At 35.2% G+C, this 21,081-nt stretch carries 19 protein-coding genes, 2 rRNA genes and 1 pseudogene; 8 read left to right on the top strand and 14 right to left on the bottom strand.

Translation table 11 applies throughout. The features are described 5' to 3' along the window. Positions 1–293: 293 nt before the first annotated feature. Together ACFVR1_RS10605 and ACFVR1_RS10610 are read right to left on the bottom strand one after the other, a co-directional pair. A complete protein-coding gene (locus ACFVR1_RS10605; RefSeq protein WP_387583878.1) occupies positions 294–3,374 on the bottom strand; it encodes an AAA family ATPase in 3,081 nt (1,026 codons plus the stop codon). Then, positions 3,371–4,537, bottom strand: a complete 1,167-nt coding sequence (locus tag ACFVR1_RS10610) for an exonuclease SbcCD subunit D (protein WP_387583879.1) — start codon at positions 4,535–4,537, stop codon at positions 3,371–3,373. Before ACFVR1_RS10610 ends, ACFVR1_RS10605 begins: the two co-directional genes overlap by 4 nt. A 128-nt stretch (positions 4,538–4,665) precedes the next feature. On the opposite strand from ACFVR1_RS10610, the pseudogene putP reads away from it, so the two are divergent. The 6 genes and pseudogenes from putP (at position 4,666) to ACFVR1_RS10640 (ending at position 10,324) form a co-directional block, all read left to right on the top strand. After that, positions 4,666–6,150, top strand: a pseudogene (gene putP / locus ACFVR1_RS10615) (sodium/proline symporter PutP). A gap of 301 nt (positions 6,151–6,451) precedes the next feature. Continuing rightward, positions 6,452–7,504, top strand: coding sequence for a Delta(5) desaturase DesA (gene desA / locus ACFVR1_RS10620; protein ID WP_387583880.1), 1,053 nt, complete (start codon positions 6,452–6,454; stop codon positions 7,502–7,504). 92 nt (positions 7,505–7,596) lie between these two features. Further along, positions 7,597–8,727 (top strand): sensor histidine kinase, encoded by a 1,131-nt coding sequence (locus ACFVR1_RS10625; RefSeq protein WP_387583882.1) that lies wholly within the window; start codon positions 7,597–7,599, stop codon positions 8,725–8,727. Between the two features lie 3 nt (positions 8,728–8,730). After that, entirely contained in the window at positions 8,731–9,330 is a 600-nt protein-coding gene (locus ACFVR1_RS10630) for a response regulator (protein ID WP_387583884.1), read from the top strand. Positions 9,331–9,449: 119 nt separating this feature from the next. After that, complete coding sequence (locus tag ACFVR1_RS10635; RefSeq protein ID WP_387583886.1) at positions 9,450–10,073, top strand: hypothetical protein; 624 nt, start codon at positions 9,450–9,452, stop codon at positions 10,071–10,073. A 62-nt stretch (positions 10,074–10,135) separates the two neighbouring features. Beyond that, complete coding sequence (locus tag ACFVR1_RS10640; protein WP_387583888.1) at positions 10,136–10,324, top strand: CsbD family protein; 189 nt, start codon at positions 10,136–10,138, stop codon at positions 10,322–10,324. Between the two features lie 398 nt (positions 10,325–10,722). On the opposite strand, the gene ACFVR1_RS10645 is transcribed toward ACFVR1_RS10640, so the two are convergent. From ACFVR1_RS10645 to ACFVR1_RS10675, 7 genes are all read right to left on the bottom strand, one after another. After that, on the bottom strand, positions 10,723–11,520 hold the full coding sequence (locus tag ACFVR1_RS10645) for a metallophosphoesterase (RefSeq protein WP_387583890.1): 798 nt from the start codon (positions 11,518–11,520) through the stop codon (positions 10,723–10,725). A 24-nt stretch (positions 11,521–11,544) separates the two neighbouring features. After that, positions 11,545–12,168 carry an NAD(P)-dependent oxidoreductase gene (locus ACFVR1_RS10650; protein WP_387583892.1) on the bottom strand — a complete coding sequence of 208 codons (624 nt, stop codon included), beginning with the start codon at positions 12,166–12,168 and terminating at the stop codon, positions 11,545–11,547. 127 nt (positions 12,169–12,295) lie between these two features. Next, positions 12,296–12,580, bottom strand: coding sequence for a hypothetical protein (locus ACFVR1_RS10655; RefSeq protein ID WP_387583893.1), 285 nt, complete (start codon positions 12,578–12,580; stop codon positions 12,296–12,298). An 88-nt stretch (positions 12,581–12,668) separates the two neighbouring features. Continuing rightward, a complete protein-coding gene (locus ACFVR1_RS10660) occupies positions 12,669–13,373 on the bottom strand; it encodes a CBS domain-containing protein (protein WP_387583894.1) in 705 nt (234 codons plus the stop codon). Positions 13,374–13,437: 64 nt separating this feature from the next. After that, positions 13,438–14,220: an ABC transporter permease gene (locus ACFVR1_RS10665; protein ID WP_387583896.1), complete on the bottom strand. Its 783-nt coding sequence runs from the start codon at positions 14,218–14,220 to the stop codon at positions 13,438–13,440. After that, positions 14,217–15,119: an ABC transporter ATP-binding protein gene (locus tag ACFVR1_RS10670; protein ID WP_387583898.1), complete on the bottom strand. Its 903-nt coding sequence runs from the start codon at positions 15,117–15,119 to the stop codon at positions 14,217–14,219. Before ACFVR1_RS10670 ends, ACFVR1_RS10665 begins: the two co-directional genes overlap by 4 nt. Then, a complete protein-coding gene (locus tag ACFVR1_RS10675) occupies positions 15,116–15,313 on the bottom strand; it encodes a PLDc N-terminal domain-containing protein (RefSeq protein WP_387583900.1) in 198 nt (65 codons plus the stop codon). Before ACFVR1_RS10675 ends, ACFVR1_RS10670 begins: the two co-directional genes overlap by 4 nt. A 163-nt stretch (positions 15,314–15,476) precedes the next feature. On the opposite strand from ACFVR1_RS10675, the gene ACFVR1_RS10680 reads away from it, so the two are divergent. Beyond that, the gene (locus tag ACFVR1_RS10680) at positions 15,477–16,049 is read left to right on the top strand and encodes a GNAT family N-acetyltransferase (RefSeq protein WP_387583901.1); all 573 of its coding nucleotides are present in this window, start codon (positions 15,477–15,479) and stop codon (positions 16,047–16,049) included. A gap of 12 nt (positions 16,050–16,061) precedes the next feature. Then, the gene (locus ACFVR1_RS10685) at positions 16,062–16,961 is read left to right on the top strand and encodes an EamA family transporter (RefSeq protein ID WP_387583903.1); all 900 of its coding nucleotides are present in this window, start codon (positions 16,062–16,064) and stop codon (positions 16,959–16,961) included. Between the two features lie 175 nt (positions 16,962–17,136). Here ACFVR1_RS10685 and ACFVR1_RS10690 read toward each other — a convergent pair whose 3' ends face one another. From ACFVR1_RS10690 to ACFVR1_RS10710, 5 genes are all read right to left on the bottom strand, one after another. Further along, complete coding sequence (locus ACFVR1_RS10690) at positions 17,137–18,033, bottom strand: phosphotransferase enzyme family protein (protein WP_387583904.1); 897 nt, start codon at positions 18,031–18,033, stop codon at positions 17,137–17,139. Positions 18,034–18,213: 180 nt separating this feature from the next. Further along, positions 18,214–19,593 (bottom strand): sensor histidine kinase, encoded by a 1,380-nt coding sequence (locus ACFVR1_RS10695; protein WP_387583905.1) that lies wholly within the window; start codon positions 19,591–19,593, stop codon positions 18,214–18,216. Next, a complete protein-coding gene (locus tag ACFVR1_RS10700; protein WP_387583907.1) occupies positions 19,590–20,267 on the bottom strand; it encodes a response regulator transcription factor in 678 nt (225 codons plus the stop codon). Before ACFVR1_RS10700 ends, ACFVR1_RS10695 begins: the two co-directional genes overlap by 4 nt. A 547-nt stretch (positions 20,268–20,814) precedes the next feature. Beyond that, positions 20,815–20,930: ribosomal RNA gene (rrf, locus tag ACFVR1_RS10705) — 5S ribosomal RNA — on the bottom strand. A gap of 59 nt (positions 20,931–20,989) precedes the next feature. After that, positions 20,990–21,081: ribosomal RNA gene (locus ACFVR1_RS10710) — 23S ribosomal RNA — on the bottom strand; the annotation flags it as partial.

Consider the following 21,081-nt stretch of genomic DNA (forward strand, 5'->3'; position numbering starts at 1 on the left):
CTTTTAATAGAGTCCTAGGATATATGTTCTGCGTTTATTAATGAATACTCTCAATTTTTCTTTAGACTTTGAAAGAATTCTATTACTTGAGTTAATTTCATATATGAAAACACAAATAATAATTATTTTATTGATTGGATCGGCAGGCGGTGATGGCTCATCGCTCACAGGCAGAAAGCGTCCTCCTGCAGCGGAAATCATGCTAATTTATGAAGAGTATATTATACATATTCTCATATTTCACTTTAATATTGTTCGTGTTTTATAATCTAACTTTTAATTATGAAATTCATTCACTTAATAACAAATTTCGTCTTACTATAACCTGCTTTTAGTTTCTCTACTTCCAAAATTGCAGGTATTGCTGCCTTCAACTCCGATACATGAGATATTACGCCAATCATCCTACCTGATTTTTGTAAATCAATTAATGTATCAATTGCTTTATTTAGAGATTCTTCATCCAAGGAACCGAAGCCCTCATCTATAAACATCGTATCAATTCGAATGCTTCCTTGGAAACTTTGAATGACGTCTGCCATTCCAAGTGCAAGACATAGAGATGCGTTGAACTTTTCACCACCAGATAGTGATTTCACGTCTCTCATTTGACCAGTGTAAGCGTCGTATACATCTAGGCCAAGACCACTTTGTTTACCATGTGTTTCTTGCCGTTCACTTCTTATTAAATAATACTGTCCACCTGATAAATGCTTGAGTCGTTCATTGGCTGCTTGTACAATTTGTTCTAAATATTCGATTTGCACATACCGTTCAAACGATATTTTAGAATGGTTTTGACCTCTAAGCATGTCATACAAATCAATAATTAGACTTAATTGCTGCTCTAATTTAGAAATTCGAGAACTTGAAGATGTAATTTTTTCTTCTAATTCAAGCCCTGCTTTTTCATATCCCTTAGAGCTGTTCATCATATGAAATGCTTCTTCATAGGCAACTTTTAGTTTAACCAACTCTTCCGCTATTGGAGCTAATTCCACTTTTGTTTTACTAATAAGCTGCTCCTGTGCTTCTTTTACTTGCTCTTTAAGGGTATGAAGTGTTTGGAAGTATAGATTGCACTGCTCCTTTAAAGTTTCTCGTTTAAGTTCAGGCATTTTTGCCTCAATGAACAACTCTATAGTATCGAATCCTGCTTTTTTTAATGCCTCTATCAATTGTACATACGCTTTTTCTCTTTTCTCCTGGGCTTCTTGTGCTCCTTCTGCAGCATGCTCTAGCGTAAATAGTGCTTTTGTAAAAGCTTCTGTCGCAGACTTTTGTTCTTTTTGTACTTGATCCCAACTATTTTCTAACTGTTCTTTATACTCTTTTGCATCTTTTATTTGATCTCTAAGTTCTTGTAATGTCGATATGTTTGCTGGAATGGATGCTTTTTTAGATTCATAAACTGCTTTTGCTTGCTCTAACAAGCTTTTTTGTAGTTGATAGGAATTCTCCGCTTTCTTTTTATTCTGCTCCGACTTTTCTAAATTTAGGACGCTTTCTTTATATGGTGCTCGTAAGCTGACTAGCCTGTCTTTTTCAAATCGAAGTCTACTTACTTCTTGTTCAAGTTCTTCTACATCTCTTTTAAGAAGATCAACTTCCTCAATAGATAATTGGAGTTCCTCAATCCGTACTTGCATCATATCTAGCGTTTCTTGTGCAGTTTCTCTTTGGGAACGAGCTTTTAAGAAACTTGATTCTTGCTTATTTAACTGACTTTTTATATTTTGCATATCTTCTTGATTTACAGCATGAGCTTGTATTTCCGAACCTTCTCTTTTATGTTCCTTACTTCCGCAAACCGGGCAAGCTTCTCCTGCTACAAGTTTGGAAGCAAGGATGCTTGCTTGGTTATTCATCCATTTATTTTCTTCTTCTTTATAAACTCGTAGCATTTCTTGAAAAATGGTATTTCGTTTCGCTTCTTCTAATATTAAGCCTTGTACATGCTTCTCAGTCATTATTAATTCTTGTATAAAATTATGTTTTTCTTGCAAATAAGAAAGCTGCTGAACTTGGTTGTCTAAAGGTTCTACCTGTTCTTCTAGCATTTCTATTGCTTCTTTTAAGGATGTACATTTCTTTTTTTCTTCTAAGAATAGGTTCGTTCTTGTTATTACTTCATTGTTTAATTCTTCGGTTCTCATTTCTAAACCAGTCATTTCTATTCTTTTTGTTTCTAGTTCTTCAAATAATGGTAGTAATGTCTTTAACTGCGTAAGGGTCTCGACACTTTTTTCCCGAGCTTCTTTTCTATTAGCTTCAATTGTATAAGCAATTTCCACTTTTTTAACCGTTTCTTCTGCTACTATAACTTTTGTTTTCGCCATTTTATGCAGCTCAGATTTATCTTTGGCTTCTTGCTTCGATTCTGCATAATAACCTTCCACTGTTTCTATCGTACTCGCTCGTTCTGCCGCTTCTAGTCTCTTTTGCTTGTCGGCATATTCCGTTGCTTGTTCTAAGAGGTTTTTCAGTCTTTGTTCTTTTTCTTCCAACTCTATAAAACGGTGATTTACCGCTTTCGCTTCATGATAAGTTGCAAGTTTGGTTGCGTGTTTATCATATGCTTCGTTGTAAGCAATCTCATCTGTTTGTATCTTATCTTTGTAAAAAATGGTTTCTTCTTTTAATGCTTCTACTAGCTGATACGTATTAAAACTACTGGACTCAATCAATTCAAATACGCTAGACTCTCGAATAGGAAATGAAGCAAGTATTTGCTCTGTGTAACTATTTCGAGCTAACTCTTCTTTTTTCAACTCAGCTTCTGCAATGAGCTTTTTATCCTTCAATCTCTCGTTAAACATTTTATAAGGCTCTGTCTTGAAAATTTTACGTAAAATAGCTTCTTTGTTTTCCGTTTGAGAAGTTAGTAGTTTTCTAAATTCACCTTGAGGAAGCATTACTATTTGGCTAAATTGATCTTGCGTTAGTCCAATAATTTCTTCTACTTTTTTGTTTATTTCGGATACGATTTGTCTATCCACAACTGGTGTTTCCCCTGAATCCACTATTTCAAAAAATTCGTATCTTTCTCCTGTTGCGCTTTTGTTTCCTTTTTTGATATGAGAAAGTTGTCGTAAAATCCGGTACACACGACCATGCATTTCAAATGTTAGTTCCACAGATGTATGAATCTCATCCGTTGCAAAATCACTACGCATCATTTTTGTGTCTTTTCGATCTTCTCCGCTCCCATATCCATATAATGCAAAGCATATCCCATCAAATATAGTCGTTTTTCCCGCCCCAGTTGCACCTGAAATAACGAATAATCGATTTTGCTGTAACTCTGTAAAGTCAATTGTTTCAGTTGATTTGTACGGACCAAACGCAGTCATTTTTAGCTGAAGTGGCTTCATGCTTTGATCCCTCCCTCACGTTCTTCTATCATTAAATTCTCTAATACTTCTTTAAACAATCTTTCCGTCTCTTCAGTCGGCTCTTTTCCGCTAACTTCCGCATAAAATGCTTGGAATAACGTAAAATCATCCGTTTTCCGGCGACTTAATTGTTCCTTTTCTCCTGACAAAGCAGTGGGATGAAATGCCTTTCGTTCAACATGCATCGCATTTGGATATACAGTTCTTACTTGCTCCATTGGTGATAGAACCGGCGTTTCATCGAGTAACTTTACAAACACAAAATCTTCACTTAATGGCTGTTGTAAGATGTCTTGCATATAGCCTTCCACTGTTCGCATATCACGATTAGGTGTCAGTAATCGTTTTTCAATGATGACATTTCCTACCTTATCTAAATCGACTATATAAAAACCTTTTTTATGATGTTCTTCCGAAATGGAATATTTCAATGGTGAGCCTGCATACCGTATCGTTTCATTCAATACAAAATGTGCTTGATGAAGATGTCCAAGTGCCGTGTAGTGAAAGTGTTTAAACAACCCAGCTTCCACATACTCTGCCCCGCCAATAGCAAGTGGTCGTTCAGATTCACTCGTGTTTTCCTCCTGCTCACCATGTGGAGTAACAAATGCATGTCCAACTAACACATGTCTTTTTGTTGGATCTAGCTCTTTTTCGATTTCCTCTACAATTCTTCTCATTGCTTCTTGGTGATTAGTCACTGTTTCATCCTCAAAGAGATGACGTACTTGAGATGGATCTGTGTATGGGATTAAATGAAAATGTACTTCTCCAAATTCATCTTTTAATATAACGGGTTTTAATTGTTTATTTAATTGACCTACTAAATGTAATCCTGTTTCTTTCATTAGCATACTGCCAAAATTTAGACGTCCCGGACTATCGTGATTTCCAGCAATACTTAATACAGGTGTATTTCGCTTTAATACGATTTCATCTAGTATTTCATCTAATAAGTTCACAGCTTCTGTCGGAGGAACTGCACGATCATACAGATCACCAGAAATAATAACTGCATCTGGCTTTTCTATATCAATTGCTTCCAAAAACTGATTTAACACAAAGCGTTGTTCTCCCGTCATATATACACCTTGCACGAGTTTTCCTAAATGCCAATCTGCGGTATGAAAAAGTTTCAATGGAAAAGCCCCTTTCGTAATCTGATAACACTATTTTATCATTAGAGAGTCGCCAAAAAACAATTGTCAGAATAATTAATGCATTTCTTTGTTTGGAATGATATGATAAATATGGGAGGAGGATGGTTATGTCATCAGAAACTTATCAACTTACTGCCATAGTTATCTATATGGTCGCAATGCTAGTTATCGGTTGGTATTCGTATAAAAAAACTGCGAATTTAACGGATTACATGTTAGGTGGACGTTCACTTGGTCCAGCTGTTACTGCATTAAGTGCAGGAGCTGCTGATATGTCTGGCTGGTTATTAATGGGGTTACCTGGAGCGATTTATCTTTCCGGGATGGGACAAGCTTGGATTGCAATTGGTCTTACAATTGGAGCGTATTTAAACTGGTTATTCGTTGCCCCAAGACTACGTGTGTATACACAAGTGTCCAATGATTCTATTACAATCCCAAGTTATTTAGAAAGTCGTTTAAAACAATCATCTCGTTTATTACGTATAGCTTCAGGTCTCATTATTTTATTATTTTTCACGTTTTACGTATCTTCAGGTATGGTAGCAGGTGGCGTATTCTTTGAGAGCTCTTTTGGACTTGATTATCACACAGGTCTTTTAGTTGTATCTGCAGTAGTTGTGGCATACACACTTTTTGGAGGATTTTTGGCGGTTAGTTATACAGATTTCCTTCAAGGTCTTTTAATGTTCCTTGCATTAATATGTGTACCTATTTTCGGAGTATTTTTGACAGGTGGATTGGGAGAAACAGTTGATACAATTAAATCCGTAGATCTAAAACATCTAAGTCTTTTCGCAGGTACCACTTTCCTAGGTGTTATTTCTACAGCAGCTTGGGGTCTTGGATACTTTGGTCAGCCTCATATTATCGTTCGCTTTATGGCAATAAATTCTGTAAAAGAAACAAAACAAGCACGTCGTATTGGCATCGGGTGGATGATTTTAAGTTTAGGTGGAGCAATTACCACTGCGTTAGTCGGTGTTGCTTACTTTAAGCAAAATCCTGGTGTCACTTTAACAAGTCCTGAAGCAGTATTTATCGCTCTAGGACAAATCATTTTCCATCCGTTTATCGCCGGACTAGTACTTGCAGCAGTTTTAGCAGCAATTATGAGTACAATTTCTTCTCAACTAATCGTAACTTCTTCAGCATTAATCGAAGATTTATACAAAGCAATTATTAAAACGGATGCATCTGATCGAACATATGTAAATTATGGCCGTATTGCTGTACTTCTAGTTTCTGTAATTGCTGCAGTTCTAGCTTGGAGTGAACATAAAACAATCTTAAAGTTAGTATCGTTTGCATGGGCAGGTTTCGGAGCAGCATTTGGTCCAGTAATTTTACTTTCTCTTTACTGGAGAAAAATTACTTCAGCTGGTGCTTTATCTGGAATGGTTGTATGAGCTATAACTGTTGTAATCTGGGGTTCTATTGAGTCTCTTTCAACTAAATTATACGAAATCGTTCCTGGTTTCATTCTTTGTTTAATTGTAACTGTTCTTGTTAGTTTACTAACATACAAACCAAACGCTGAAATCGAGAAAGAATTTGATGAAACATTGCGTTTATTAAAACGTGATCGCTAATAAATATTAGTAGCTGGCCGATTTTCGGTCAGCTTTTTTTAAAGACAAGAAAGTATATAAATGTGCCATTTTAACCCAGTATTCATGGTATTTTTCATTACTATTACATAAAAGGTTGATCTCCGCTCCTAGGGGCAATCATCTAGGCAATATTTGTTTCAAATTCGAGACCTATTATTGCTTACGTACTAAACGACCTATATGACACTTGTCATGTTTATGACTTGACGTTTATGCCTACTCCTAAAATCAGCTTCTCTTTATAGTTATGGTAATAGTTCTTTTTAGGAGGAATAACATAGTGAGTAGAGAAAAAACACTTGAATTGCGAAAAAAAATAAAACCATTTGAAAACTCCGAGTTGAAAAAGAGTATTTTTCAAATTATAAATACGATACCACCATTCTTTATCCTTTGGTTCTTAGCTTACTTAAGCTTAGATATATCGGTTTGGTTGACAGTTGCTCTATCAATCGTCGCTGCAGGATTTGTCGTTCGTATTTTCATTATATTTCATGATTGTACTCACGGATCTTTCTTTAAAAATAAGAAAGCAAATAGTATTACAGGTACCGTTACTGGAATCATTACAATGTTTGCTTATGAAAAATGGAAACGTGAACATAATATCCACCATGCTTCAAGTGGAAATTTAGATAAACGTGGTGTCGGCGATATATGGATGATGACTGTGGAAGAATATGTACAAGCTTCCCCGATTAAACGACTTTCTTATCGATTGTATCGTAATCCAATTGTTATGTTCGGTTTAGGGCCAGCCTTATTGTATTTAGTAACTAATCGAGTTAATCGTAAAGATGCTCGTGCAAAAGAACGTAACAATACTTATTTAATAAACGTTTCAATTGTTGTTCTTTATTCACTTATGATTTGGTTAATTGGATGGCAAGCATTTTTAATCATTCAAGGTACGATTCTTTTCGTCGCTGGTTCATTTGGTATTTGGTTATTCTACGTGCAGCATCAATTTGAAGATTCTTATTTTGAAGATGAATCTGAATGGGATTATGTAAAAGCTGCGGTTGAAGGAAGTTCATATTACAAGTTACCGATAGTACTACAATGGTTAACTGGTAATATTGGTTTTCACCATGTGCATCATTTAAGCCCAAGAGTTCCAAATTACAATTTGGAAAAAGCGCATGAATCAACTCCGCCTTTACAAAAGGCAACGACTATTAATCTACGAACTAGCTTACAATCTATTCACTTCCGCTTATTTGACGATAAAAACAAAAACTTTGTAAGCTTTAAAGAGATTAAGCATTTAATTAAGAATTCTAAACGTGCGGTAAAAATTAATGCTAAAAGTACAAGTCTTGAAGGAAAATAAACTTCACGAAAAACCATTCCTATTTAGACAGGAATGGTTTTTTTTCTATATAATAGGATAAATAGAGTACAACCAAAGTAGAGGTGTAGTAATTGACAAAATGGTATCAAATCTTCCCTAAATATCCGTGGTTGAGCATTTATGCGTGGATTATTTTTTGTGTTTTTCCTTTCTTCTTTATTTTCAAATCTTCTAGCTTATTTGAAATTATTATTGGTTTAATCTTATTGCTATTATTTTTTGTTGTTTATCGTTTTTCCTTTACTTCCAAGGGGTTGCTTCTTTTTATATTTGTTTTTGTAGAAATCTCCATCAGTGTAACGATGACTTTTTTGTATGGATATATCTATTTCTCCATCTTTTTATCTTTTTTTATCGGAAATATTCAGCAACGAGCGAGCTTTTTTGTAATTTATAGTATTCATTTGGTAGCAATGATTGTAGCAGTCATCATTGGTTTCTTTACACAAATGAACCTTTTCCTCTCCCATTTACCTTACCTAATCATTTGTTTAATTGGGGTTATTTTATTGCCATTTAACACATATAACCGAAACAAACGAGAAGTATTAGAAGGACAGTTAGAGGATGCCCAAAAGCGAATTTCCCAATATATGATTATAGAAGAAAGAGAACGTATTGCACGTGATTTACACGATACTCTTGGACAGAAACTTTCCCTTATTGGGCTAAAAAGTGATTTAGCTAGTAGACTAATCGAATTAAATCCGGAAGCTGCCAAAAATGAAATCAATGATATAAATCAAACAGCTCGATCTGTCTTAAAAGAAGTCCGTGAACTTGTAACTAATATGAGAGGTACCAAGCTAGAGGATGAACTATTTCGTGTGAAACAAATTCTTCTTGCAGCACAAATTACTTATAAAATGAGCGGTACTCCTAAACTAGTTAGAACCCCTCTGCTCGTAGAAAACGTACTAAGTATGTGCTTAAAAGAAGCTATAACAAACGTTGTAAAACATAGTAACGCTACTTTTTGTTCTATTTCGATCAAACAATCTGCGAAGGAAACCTTACTCAAAGTACATGATAATGGTATTGGTTTAGATTTGAAAAAGGATTGGTCCAACAGCCATGGCCTTCGAGGAATTAAAGAACGATTAGAATTTGTAAATGGTAGTTTAGATATTCAACTTAATAATGGAACGACCCTTAATATTTGCGTGCCTAATGTAATTCAACAGACGAGACAGGAGGAATAATGAATGATTCGAATTGTGATAGCAGAAGATCAAAGAATGGTGCTTGGTGCCCTTGGTTCACTTCTAGATTTAGAAGAGGATATGGAGGTTGTCGGAAAAGCTAATAACGGAGAGGAAGCTCTTCAGTTAATCCATCAGTTGCAACCTGATATTTGTATTATGGACATCGAAATGCCTGTAAAAAGTGGGTTAGATGCTGCAGATGAATTAAAAGATGAAAAATGCAAAGTCATTATCTTAACTACTTTTGCTAGATCGGGCTATTTTGAACGCGCTCGAAAAGCTGATGTAAGTGGGTATTTACTGAAGGATAGTCCTAGTGAAGAGCTTGCTAATTCGATTCGTATTATTATGGACGGTAGACGTATTTATGCTCCCGAATTAGTTGATATTGCATATGAAGGGGATAATCCATTAACCGACCGAGAGAGTCAAGTGCTTGAGTTGATTGCAGATGGAAAAAACACTAAAGAAATTGCAAGTGAGCTCTACATTACTACTGGAACTGTCCGTAACTATATTTCTGTCATACTAGATAAATTAGATGTAGGCAACCGAATCGAGGCGATTGCACGATTTAAAGAAAAAGGTTGGTTTAAATAAGTTTTCATTCTGCTTAAAGTAAAACTTTAAGCAGTTTTTTTATTTTCCCCAGTTTTCTAAAGGTGAAAAGGATATACATAAATTATAATAGTAATTCTGTAAAGGAGGGAACAATGCACATGCACAAAAGGGAGATACAAAAAAAGTACGTAATCATTTTCCCTTTTATAATAATTTTAGGTGCTGGATTGATGTTTTTTAGCACTCAAACAGATGAAGGAATAGCATTAATTAAAAAAACTAGAGATATCTTTGTTCCGCATAAACAAATTACACAAAATGTTGAAGGTAATAATGAAATAACAGATGTAATTCTTCAAGAAGGGAAAGAGGCGGAATATGTTATTTATATTGATGAAGAGAGATACAAATTCGCGAGAGGCGAAAAATTAGATGTAGTTACAACAAAGGAACTTCTCGAAGAAAAATACCCGGAAGTTTCCATGACTATTGAGCAATTTAAAAATATATCGCCACAAGAAATGGTCGACACTTTGGAAACAAAACTTGCTGCTGAATATACCAAGATTTCGGAAACCGAATTCGTTACAGAGCCAGTAGAAGGCTTTATGTTGCATGGCATTAGCGGCTCCAAATGGAATAGCCCTGTTACAAATGTATACGTGATTGATAATAAAAATGGCGGAAGCTTTGTTATAACAGAAAAGTACTTCCTAGAAGCATCGGAAGGTCATGGAGCAAGATTCAACTCCATGCTTAAGCAGTTTAAAATTATAGAATAAGTTTCATAACTCCTCAAAAGGGTAAATAAATACTAGAACAATAATTTAGAGGAGGAATTTGATTGAGTGGATTATCTGACAAAGTAAAAGGAGCAGTAAACAAAGCAAAAGGTGAAACAAAAGATCAAATTGGTAATGCAACTGGCGATACAAAGTTAGAAGCGAAAGGTAAATTCGATAAATTAAAAGGCGAAGCTCAAGAAAAGATCGGAGAAGCCAAAGAACATTTCCACAATGACCATAAAGATTGATGATAGGAAAAGCATTAAGCGCACTTTAAATGCCTATAGTCTTCACTATTTCCTGAGTGCTTAGTCTACACTATTACCGTAAGAGTTATGGATCATGAAGTGACTGCGTCACTTTACGATCCATTTTTTCCGGTAATATTGTGGCAGATGTTTGGCGTCGACCTCTTGGAATTTGTCATGACATGATGCATGTGGATTGGATAACGAAAGATAAGATGCTGTCCTACTCTTTTAAAAGTGAACGAAAATACAGTTTCGTCCGCACAGCACTTCTTTATCATGGAAGCTAACTATTTTTTTCTACTTACACTTGCCCAAATGTAAACAAAGGAATTTTGAGGAGATGGCCTGATGCTTACCCCCTGGAAAGCGTCTGTCTGCAGCGCGGAGAGCATTTCTTATTTAGCGTGTAAGACTACAACTACTAGCTCAGGTGTATTGAATACTCTCAAAGGAATAACACTATTTCCAAGACCTCTACTTACAATCATTTTCGTATCCTTCTCTTCATACAAACCTGCCGTATACTTTGGAAATAACCCTTGTCCTGGTGCTACTAACCCTCCCAAACCCGGGATACGAAACTGACCACCATGTGCATGCCCTGAAAAAACAACATCTAATCTATTCTCTACATAATCTTGAAAGGTTTCAGGTCGATGAGAAAGTACTAAAGTAAAATCTTCTGTTTTCTTAAACTTACTGAGAGCATCTTCGACAGATACTCCGCTTAATGGATCCTCAATTCCAATTATCCGAATTCTCTCGCCATTTTTTTCTATTATCTGCTCTTTATTTGATAATACATTTACACCTAAGTTAGAAAGCTCTGTTTTAATATGATCCACATCATTAGTAGCGATTTCATGATTACCTGTCACATAATAAATAGGAGCAAATGATACAATTTGCTCTACTACTTCTAAACTATTTTTTAAATCATATCGGTTACTATCTATTAAATCTCCTGTTATAAAAATTAAATCTGGCTTTTCATCCTTCACTTTCTTTACAAGCTTTGATTGATGTTTTCCAAATGTTGCATCATGTAAATCGGAAATTTGCACAATCTTCAACCCATTAAAACTAGCAGGGATTTTATTTGACTCCACTGTAATCTCAGTTGTTTTAATAGTCTTATTTCCGGTATATAGTATTGCAGTTATCACTATTATTACTACTATCCACTTTTTCATTTATTTTCTCCTAAATTATAGATCTCATTCTGGACTCATAATTCCAACTCGATAACCAATATATTTACTTTCAATAAGTTCATTAAACGCAAATAAAGCAGTATCTCCAGTTGTACTTTTTGTAGCCCCAACAGGCAACTTATCTCGTTCGATGATATAGGCTTTCGTTGCAACACCACTAGGCAAATAAGTCGGACAAACAATTGTCCAGTCTAATGTCGATTCTTTTAACATTTCATATACTTTATGATGTTCTTTCGCTGCAACATTTGATTTACGTTTTGATTCAGATGACTCATAACGAAGAAGATTTTGATTTACACGACTCGTTAAAATACCAGCCGTCCCAATAGTGACGACTCGTTTGATTTTTTGTTTCTCCATAATAGAAATAATATGTTCTAACGCATCTGTTAATACAGTCGTTTGATCAGTCCCCAGAGTACTCATGACTGCATCTGCACCTTCTAGTGTTTTTTCTACATCAGAAAATACTCTTGCATCCCCTTGTATTAAGGTTAAATTAGGATGTGGTTGGAGCTTTTCTGGAGTTCTCACGAGTGCTGTTACTTCGTCATTATTTTCAAGTAATAATGACAGGATGTTTTTTCCTACACGACCCGTCGCTCCAAATAATGCAATTTTCATAAGAAACAGCTCCTTTTACATTATTATATCAAGATGTTTTATTTTCCACGAAAATAAAAAGTATTTCTGTAGATAACTACAGAAATACTTTTTAATGTCGATAATTGTTATTTCCAGGGAAATAATTTTAGTAATTATAATTCATAATGTTATAGAATAACGCAAACATAGCACCATAAAAAATAATGATCAAGACAATACTAATTGCCATCCATATAAGTGATGCTCGTGCATAATTGCGTCGAGGATCTGCATTTCCAAAACCCCAAACAAAGAGCATTACGATGTTTACGATTGGTATGATCATAATAAGCATCGTGATTAGCCACTCGCCTATTGACATTTCACTTGCTGTTTTATGAACAACGTTATTTTGATATTCTTGTGTTTGTACCGATTCATTTGATTCCATAATAAATCCCCTTTTCCCACAATATGTTTCTTCTCCATTTTACTTGAAAACTCTTGAGAATAGTCCTTTTACGGAAAAGTTTATACTATTATTTTATCCTCATCATACTCATAGGAGTAACAATACCTATTAGTTTCACATTAGGCTTTCCATCTTCAGTTATGAGAAGGGCTTCCAAACGCCTTCCCCTAGTTATACCATTTTTAAAAATTTCCAATGCTTCATACACAGACGCATGTTGTTCAATAAATTGATGGTTTTCTTTACTATTTTCATGAGCAAGTATCTCGCCTAATGTTGTCTTTTTTCTAGAAAAGGATTCCGAATCTACTGTACTTGCGAGCCACGTTGTAATTCCCACTGGTGTGATAAGGCCTTTGAACTCCATTCCATCATACACGGGGAACTGATTATATTTTTTGTCCTTAATCACTTTCAATGCATAACTCAAAGTATCTGTTCTTTGAAATGTCGTTACTTTCGTTTGAAACATATTCCCAACAGTTATGGGTTTAGTAAGAGCAACTTCTATCTCTTCCATTTTTAATACCACATCTTCATGTGGCTCTGCAATAGCATACTCCGTTGAGGTACGATGATGAACAATAGCGTTTCTTAGATCGCCGTATTCGCGCAGATCTGCCTCATATCTTCTAATAACCGCATTCTTTTTTTTCGCAATGTCAATTAATCGAAAAAAGGCAAGATGATCCTGGGACCCTATTATTTCCTTCATCAATTGGTCTATTCGATTATAAGCTGTTATAAATCGATCTGAATTGCGAGCTGTCATCTCTTCTAACCTCGATTTCACCTTGGTGTAGTGTATTGGCTTTGTTCAAATCCGCTAAATTAAGTTATATCTTCGACTTCGAAACATTCTTTTTAGCAAAATAAATTGCTCCCGCAAGAAGTGCGACTATTGCTATTAGAGTAATACTCATACTCCAAATAAATGGCTTCATATCGATACTATCATTTAATATTAACCCTGCATACATTGGAAGCTTCCAAGGAAATATAGTCCAATATTTCCCAATTAAAGCATCAATAATTTGCACAAATAACACAAGAAAAAGAGAAACAGCAGAAGCAATTCCTGTCGAAAATGCTGCACTTGAAAACAAAATAATACTAATGACAAATAATAGCCATAAAATATAAGTTCCTAGGAATCCCAAAAACAGACTTGCATCGACTGTTCCAAAAAGGACATACGTATAAAATAAATTTGCTAATAACCCAAGTACCACGCTACCAATTACCAGGATGCACATGATAACTAATTTACTATACACATAACTGGAGTATCGTATTGGTCGAACGTATAGAAGCGTTGCTGTGCCATTTTTTCGCTCCCTTGCAACTATTCCAGCAAATCCAAGTACTACGACGAGCATTCCAATAAACTGATATTGACTAATCGTTGACATAACTACCTGTTCTGGGGTTAGTTCAGGGAACTGAAGAACTGTTCCCTCTGGCATATTACCTACTGTACTTAATATTTGAGGTAAATAATAATTCATTAATGGCTCTGAAATACCAAATAGTATAAACACTAAAGGAATCCAAAGGATTTTAAAATTCCGTACATTTTCACGCCACTCTTTTTGGAATAAAACAGAAAAATTACTCATCCTTTATTCACCACCTGTAAAAATATTTCTTCTAAACTAGCAGATGCCCGTTCTACTTTCGACAAGTTTAAATTGCTGTTCGCAAGTGTATGCAATATTTCGTTCATCTCCGGTTTTGCGTCTTCTATATGAATAAAAGCAATTGAGCCTTCTTGTCTTGCTGACCAAGGTGAGTTTCCTACAAATTTAGCCGCTTCATCACTAGTAGAAAAATACATTTTGTAAACAGGATTAGCATACTTTTCACGCACTTCTTTCAAAGAGCCTTGTTCAACTAACTGCCCATTTCTTAAGAACAATAATTGATCCGTCATTTCTTCCGCATCATTTAAAATGTGGGTAGAATACAAAATAGTGGTTGTTGCCTGCAATTCTTTCAATAAATTCATAATTTCTCTTCTGCCAATTGGATCTAGAGCAGACACTGGTTCATCTAGTAAAAGCAAAGCTGGCTTATGAACAATTGCTTGTGCTAGGCCCAACCTTTGTTTCATTCCTCCTGAAAATGTACCTATCTTTTTCTTTTTAGCATTTTCGAGCCCTACAAATTCAAGCGTCTTTTCTGATTCTAATTTTGCAATTTTAGTATCTACTCCACTCAACCTCGCAGCCATCTCTGTAAATTCAAGTGCAGTTAGCCATGAATAAAATTGAGGATACTGAGGAAGGAATCCTATTACTTTTCGGAAATCCCCTGTTATTTCCCCATCCATTTCAATAGTTCCATTCGTTTGTTTTAAAAGTCCTGCAAGCATAGACAAAGTGGTTGTTTTCCCCGCACCATTCGGTCCGATTAATGCAGTTGCTGTGTTTTTATTTAACGAAAAGGTTATATTGTTTACCGCTTTTTCATTTCCATATTCTTTTGTTAGTCCCTGTATATGAAGTAATGTTTTCATTCATTTTTTCTCCCAACAATAAAGTAAATAATTGGTCCAATCAAATTCCCCAAAATAATAATAATTGCCCACAACCATTTTGGCCCATTTGTACTTCTTACCCGTATTAAATCAATAATACCAACGACCATTAAAATAAATTGAATAATAATTAGTGGTAATACGAGCATCCACGGTATTGATTCAAAATCCATTGTAACTCCCCCTTTGTTTTGTTAATTCTATTCTACTACATATAGAACAGAAAAGTTTCAAAAAAATAAAAAATATTTATTAAGTTTTTTGGTTCTCTTGGAGGTGAAATAATAAACAGTTAACATGGTTATGTTATAATAAAACGTTGGAAGGTGAATAAAAATGGAGATATTTATTAGAAATGCACGAAAAGAAGACGCAACCGAAGCAGTTCCACTTATTATGGAAGCCATCGGGGACATCTCGATGCAAATGACAGGCGAAACAGAAGAAACAGAAATCACGAAAGAATTTGTCCAATTATTTACTAAGACAGACAATCGACATTCCTATTTACATACGTATATCGCGGAAATGGAAGGAAAAGTTGCGGGAGTCCTTGTGTTTTATTCTGCAGAGGAAGCGGTAATACTAGATGCGAACTTAGAGAAATATCTTTCGAATAAAAAAGGTTCTCCAATCAAAATCGATTCAGAAACATTACCTGGGGAATGGTATATAGATACAGTAGTAGTTGATCCTACATTTCGAGGACATGGTATTGGTACAAAACTTTTAACATATGCAGAACAGTTAGTGAAAAATTTTGGTGGCGGAAAACTCTCCTTAAATGTAGAAACAGAAAAAGATTCTGCAATTCGCTTGTATAATCGGCTAGGATTTGGTACTGTATGTCCTTGGACAATTATTGGTCAGACCTTTCATCATATGGTGAAGACGGTTCACGCCGATTAAAGGAGAATTTTTATGAAATTATGGATTTATCCCCTTATGGTTGTTTTTGCAGCAAGCTGTTATGGTACTTTATCGACAATGGTGAAACTTGCAATTAGAGATGGTTATACAGCTTCTGAAGCCGTCTCGAGTCAGTATATTGTAGGTTTTCTTTTAGCTTTAGTTATATATTTAGTGACACAACGAAAGCTTCCACGTTTACACGGGGGATTTAAAATTATTTCCTTAGCAGGTATCTTTACTGCTACAACAGGAATTGTTTATGGACAGGCACTTATCTATCTACCGGCTTCTTTAGCAGTCGTTATGTTATTTCAATTTACATGGGTTGGTACGCTAATCGATTGTATTTTACGAAAACGGTTACCAACGAGACCAGAAGTTATTTCACTTATTATTTTATTTATCGGAACCATCTTAGCTGCCGGTGTTCTTGATGTCGATTTAAGTGGAATTGACTGGAGAGGCTGGGTATATGGATTTGCTGCAGCGGTATCTTTCTCAATTAATATGAATGTTAACACGAAGCAAGTGGAAGGAATGAATACGACGACTCGTCTATTATTTGTTTCTTTTATCGCTGCTGTAATGATTGCTTTCTTCCAAACACCTGAAATTGTATGGAACGGAAAACTTTTTACTGAACCACTTCTGTTCTACGGATTGGCTCTTGGCTTACTCGGCATTATTGCTCCGATTTACTTGTTTGTAATTGCGGTACCAAAAGTGGGAGGCGCTATGTCATCTATTTTAAGTGCAATGGAGTTACCAGTAGCTGTTATCGTTTCGGTTTTAGTCTTAAGTGAGGCTCTTTCAGGATTACAAATTATTGGTATTGTCGTTATTTTACTTGGCATGTGTATACCAACAGTCGCTAGTATTTTGAAAAGTAAAAAACGCCAAACACATTAGTTAATAAAAAAACTAAAACGATATACCATTTCAGAACACTCTTCTATGGTGCTTTGGCCTATATCAGCCACCACTATTACCATGAGAATTCAAAAGGATCGTGAAGTGACTAGCTCACTCCACGATCCTTTTGTTTGGTGGCTAGTGTTTATCCTTGACCTGCCCAAAATAAGTATTACATAAAAATTGAAAAATCTAGAATTCCTGCGTACGGTACATTGTTCTGTATTTTTTTCTCTAAATCTTGCAATGTATACTTCTGCCATTCTTCTAAGTTGGACAAATCCCACTTGCGAATAAATAATTGATATAAAAAAATCTCTCTCAGCTTTAGGAAGATAGGAATTTGTTTAATAGTATCCTCATGAAGTAGATTTTCTGATTGATACCCCATAAAGAAATGACCCATAAAAGTCTCATTGAAATTATCTGCATTGCTATTGTAAGCATTATGTTGCCAGTGTGCATGATAGAATGAAACCGCAATATCTTGAGCATACCAATTATAAGAACATTCATCGAAGTCAATCGTAGTTATAGTATCATTTGTAATGATTAGATTACCCTGATGAAAATCATTATGAATCAATCCAAATGTATCCGGCGAATACTTGTATGTACATAGTTTTATCATTAAATGGTCGTAGTTCTCTCTTATCCAAGGAAGTGAACCTTCTCTTATACCAAATACATCTGGATTTTCAACTGTCCATACAGGCCTATTTATTTCATCAACCTTATATTGTTTGGATAGAGCATGCATCCTTCCTAATACCCTTCCCCACAGTTCAAATGTCTTTACATTCCAATGAAGTTCATTGGTAACATCCATTTCATCGCCCTTAGTAAATTCAAAATACGTTTTTACTCTTCCATCTTCATACCCTACAGTCATTTCTGGCTTCGACATAGCGACTCCATGTTCATGTAAAAAATTCATCCATTCGATTTCCTGCAAAACCATTTCTTTTGTCTTCTTTTTATTAGAAATCCTAACTACTTTTCCCTCCTCCTCAAGATGAAATATATCATTATGAAATCCCCCATCCAACCTGATACGCTTTTCTGCCATCCTGTTTTTTCCCCCTCATCTCAATATCTATTCGAAGATGTCTATAGATTACTTTATCACAAAGTTTATACAACCAAAGTAAAACTGAGGACATCTAACAGATGTCCTCAGCATTATTTTTATCACTTTATCCGCTTTTACTTATAGGGGTAACTATATGAGTTGAAGATGAACGAATATTTACAGCTTATTTAATCGGACAATTGCTTTTGTTCCATGAGGCTCTACATTATCAAATGATAGTACCCCGTTATGCGACTCTATAACCTCTTTTACAATCGCCAGGCCAAGTCCACTTCCCTCGATTTGTGTGGAACGTGCAGTATCTTCTCGATAAAAATGCTCTGTCCATTGCTCATAATCTGTGTTTTTATTACCAATTCCTGTGTCTTGTATCGTAACAAACACATACTCCCCCGATTCTATCAGTGAAACTTGTATCTCACCAGGGGAATAGTTGTATTTAATCGCATTTGAAAGGAGATTTTCCCAAACATACTCCAACATCTCTCTTTCTCCTAATATTTCTACGTTTTTTAGTTGCAAATTAATAGAAATATCTTTTTCATTCACTAACCATCGAAACTTCTGAATAACTTGTTTTAATTGTTCGTCTAAGTGATAAGTTTCTTTCTTTGTGCGATTATTTGCTTGATCAAATGAAGTAAGAACTAACAATTGCTTCATTACACTGGATAAACGCTTCGCTTCTTTTTGAATGATCGATGTGTATTTCAAATGCTCCTCTTCATTTAACTTCTGGCTTTCAAGTAAAGTAGCATAGCCCTGTATATTTAATAAAGGCGTTTGAAAGTCATGCGACACCCTGGAGATAAATTCTTTTTTGTAGCGATCACTAGCTTCCAGTTGCTTCGCCATATTTCGAAAGCTATCTGCTAATTGGCCAATTTCATCTCGCTGATAAACTGGTATCGGTACTTGGAAATCTTCATTTGCAATTTTATTTGTCGCAATCGTTAATTTGGTTAATGGATCGATCATTTTCTTTGCTACGATTAACATTGCGATCACACTAATAACAATCATAGCTCCAGCAAGACCCCCTAATAGTAAATGGATCTCATTAAAAAGGAATTTAATATTAGGTCTTTGAAAAAGCGCATACTTTTTATTTTCAAATGTGAATGGTACCCCAACCGTATTAGTTAACTCATTAGAAAAAAAACCCGTAATAAACGTTTCTTTTGGAAACTCACGCATCCCATGATAAGTTTTTCCATTCAAAACACTTTCTACTACAGAATCACTAATAGTCTTAACTCGGAAATCGCCACCATAAGTGCTCTCTTTGCCATCTTCACTTTGGATATATATTTGATACCCTGTATCACCAATCATTCGTAGAAGAGGCTCTAGATTCTTTATATGAGATGATTCAATGAGTTGGACAATTGATTCAGCAATTAATACATTTTTCGCATCATTTTTTTCTTTTAAATTTTGATGATAAAATGTATTCACAATCATAAATCCAATTGTCCCACTTGCAAACATAATGAGAAGTGTCATCCATAAAAATTTGCTATACAAAGTTTTCATACACGGGTTCCTTCTAACTTATAACCGATTCCACGAACTGTAGTAATTTGACTATCTACTTTCATTTTAGAAAATCGTTCCCGTATCCGTTTAATATGCACACTTAATGTTTGTTCGTCTCCCCCGAAATCAATTCCCCATACTGCTTCTATTAATTGGTCACGTGTAAATACCTGATTCGGCTTGGATGCTAGTTTCGAAAGTAATTCAAATTCTTTTAAAGGTAGAACTAAAAGCTCCTCTCCAACTTGCACCTCAAAACTCTTTCTATTAATTAACATATTTCCAACTTGTATGTTGGCGTCACTTGTTTTATCAAATCTTCTTAGAATTGCTCGTATACGAAATAGCAATTCTTTTGGCTCAAATGGTTTTACTAAATAATCGTCAGAACCCGCTAAATAGCCTTTTTCTTTATCTTCTAATCGTCCTTTCGCAGTTAGTAATAATACAGGAATGTCATATCGCTCACGAATGAGTCTGGTTAGTGTTAAGCCATCCATTTCCGGCATCATTACATCGACTATCGCTAAATCAGGTACTTCCTTTTCAATTAAGGATAAGCCTTCTATTCCATTCGTTGCTTTTATGACATGGTAGCCTGTCTTCGATAAATAAATTGATATTAAATCTAACGTATGTACATCATCATCTACTGCTAATATTACAACCACAGTTTACCTCCTTTTTTCGCATTCATACTTCATATTTTGGATCTTTCTATGTAATTCAGCAAGTAAAAGCAATCTAGAATTATTTAGTTTAAAATAAGGCTAGTTGTAAAATGTATAGAAATTACTTCAAGCATAATTCATTTAAATGAGCATTCAATTAATTTGGATACAATTCAGATCATCTGTATATAAGACTGGATAGTTAATCAATAAAACAATCTAGAGTTATTAAATCAATTTAAATTATTATACATAGTTAGTTATAAATGGTTCTTCGAGACCAATTGTGCTCTACCCGAGACTAGTTCTACCAAACTCAAGACTAATTTAACTGGTGCCGAGACCAGTTCACTCATACCCGAGACCAAATCTCGCAATTCTCGCAATAAGGAGTTACCTCTATGTGAGATAGGTCAATTAATTAATCAATCAAGTAGTCCAACTTCACAATAGAATACTTTTGTCGTTACTTGGATTAAATCTGTTAATACTATTTTTCACATAAAAAAAAGCCGCTACCGAATACTCGGTAACGACTTTTTATAGTGCCTAGCGACGTCCTACTCTCACAGGGGGAAACCCCCAACTACCATCGGCGATGAAGAGCTTAACTTCCGTGTTCGGTATGGGAACGGGTGTGACCTCTTCTCCATCATCACTAGACAATGAGTGCTTGTTCACTCAAAACTGGATAAAAGACATTGATGTATGCAAATTCATATTTGGTTAAGTCCTCGATCGATTAGTATTCGTCAGCTGCACGTGTCGCCACGCTTCCACCCCGAACCTATCTACCTCATCGTCTTTGAGGGAT

Origin of the sequence: Psychrobacillus sp. NPDC058041, assembly GCF_042885655.1 — a bacterium.
GTDB lineage: Bacteria > Bacillota > Bacilli > Bacillales_A > Planococcaceae > Psychrobacillus.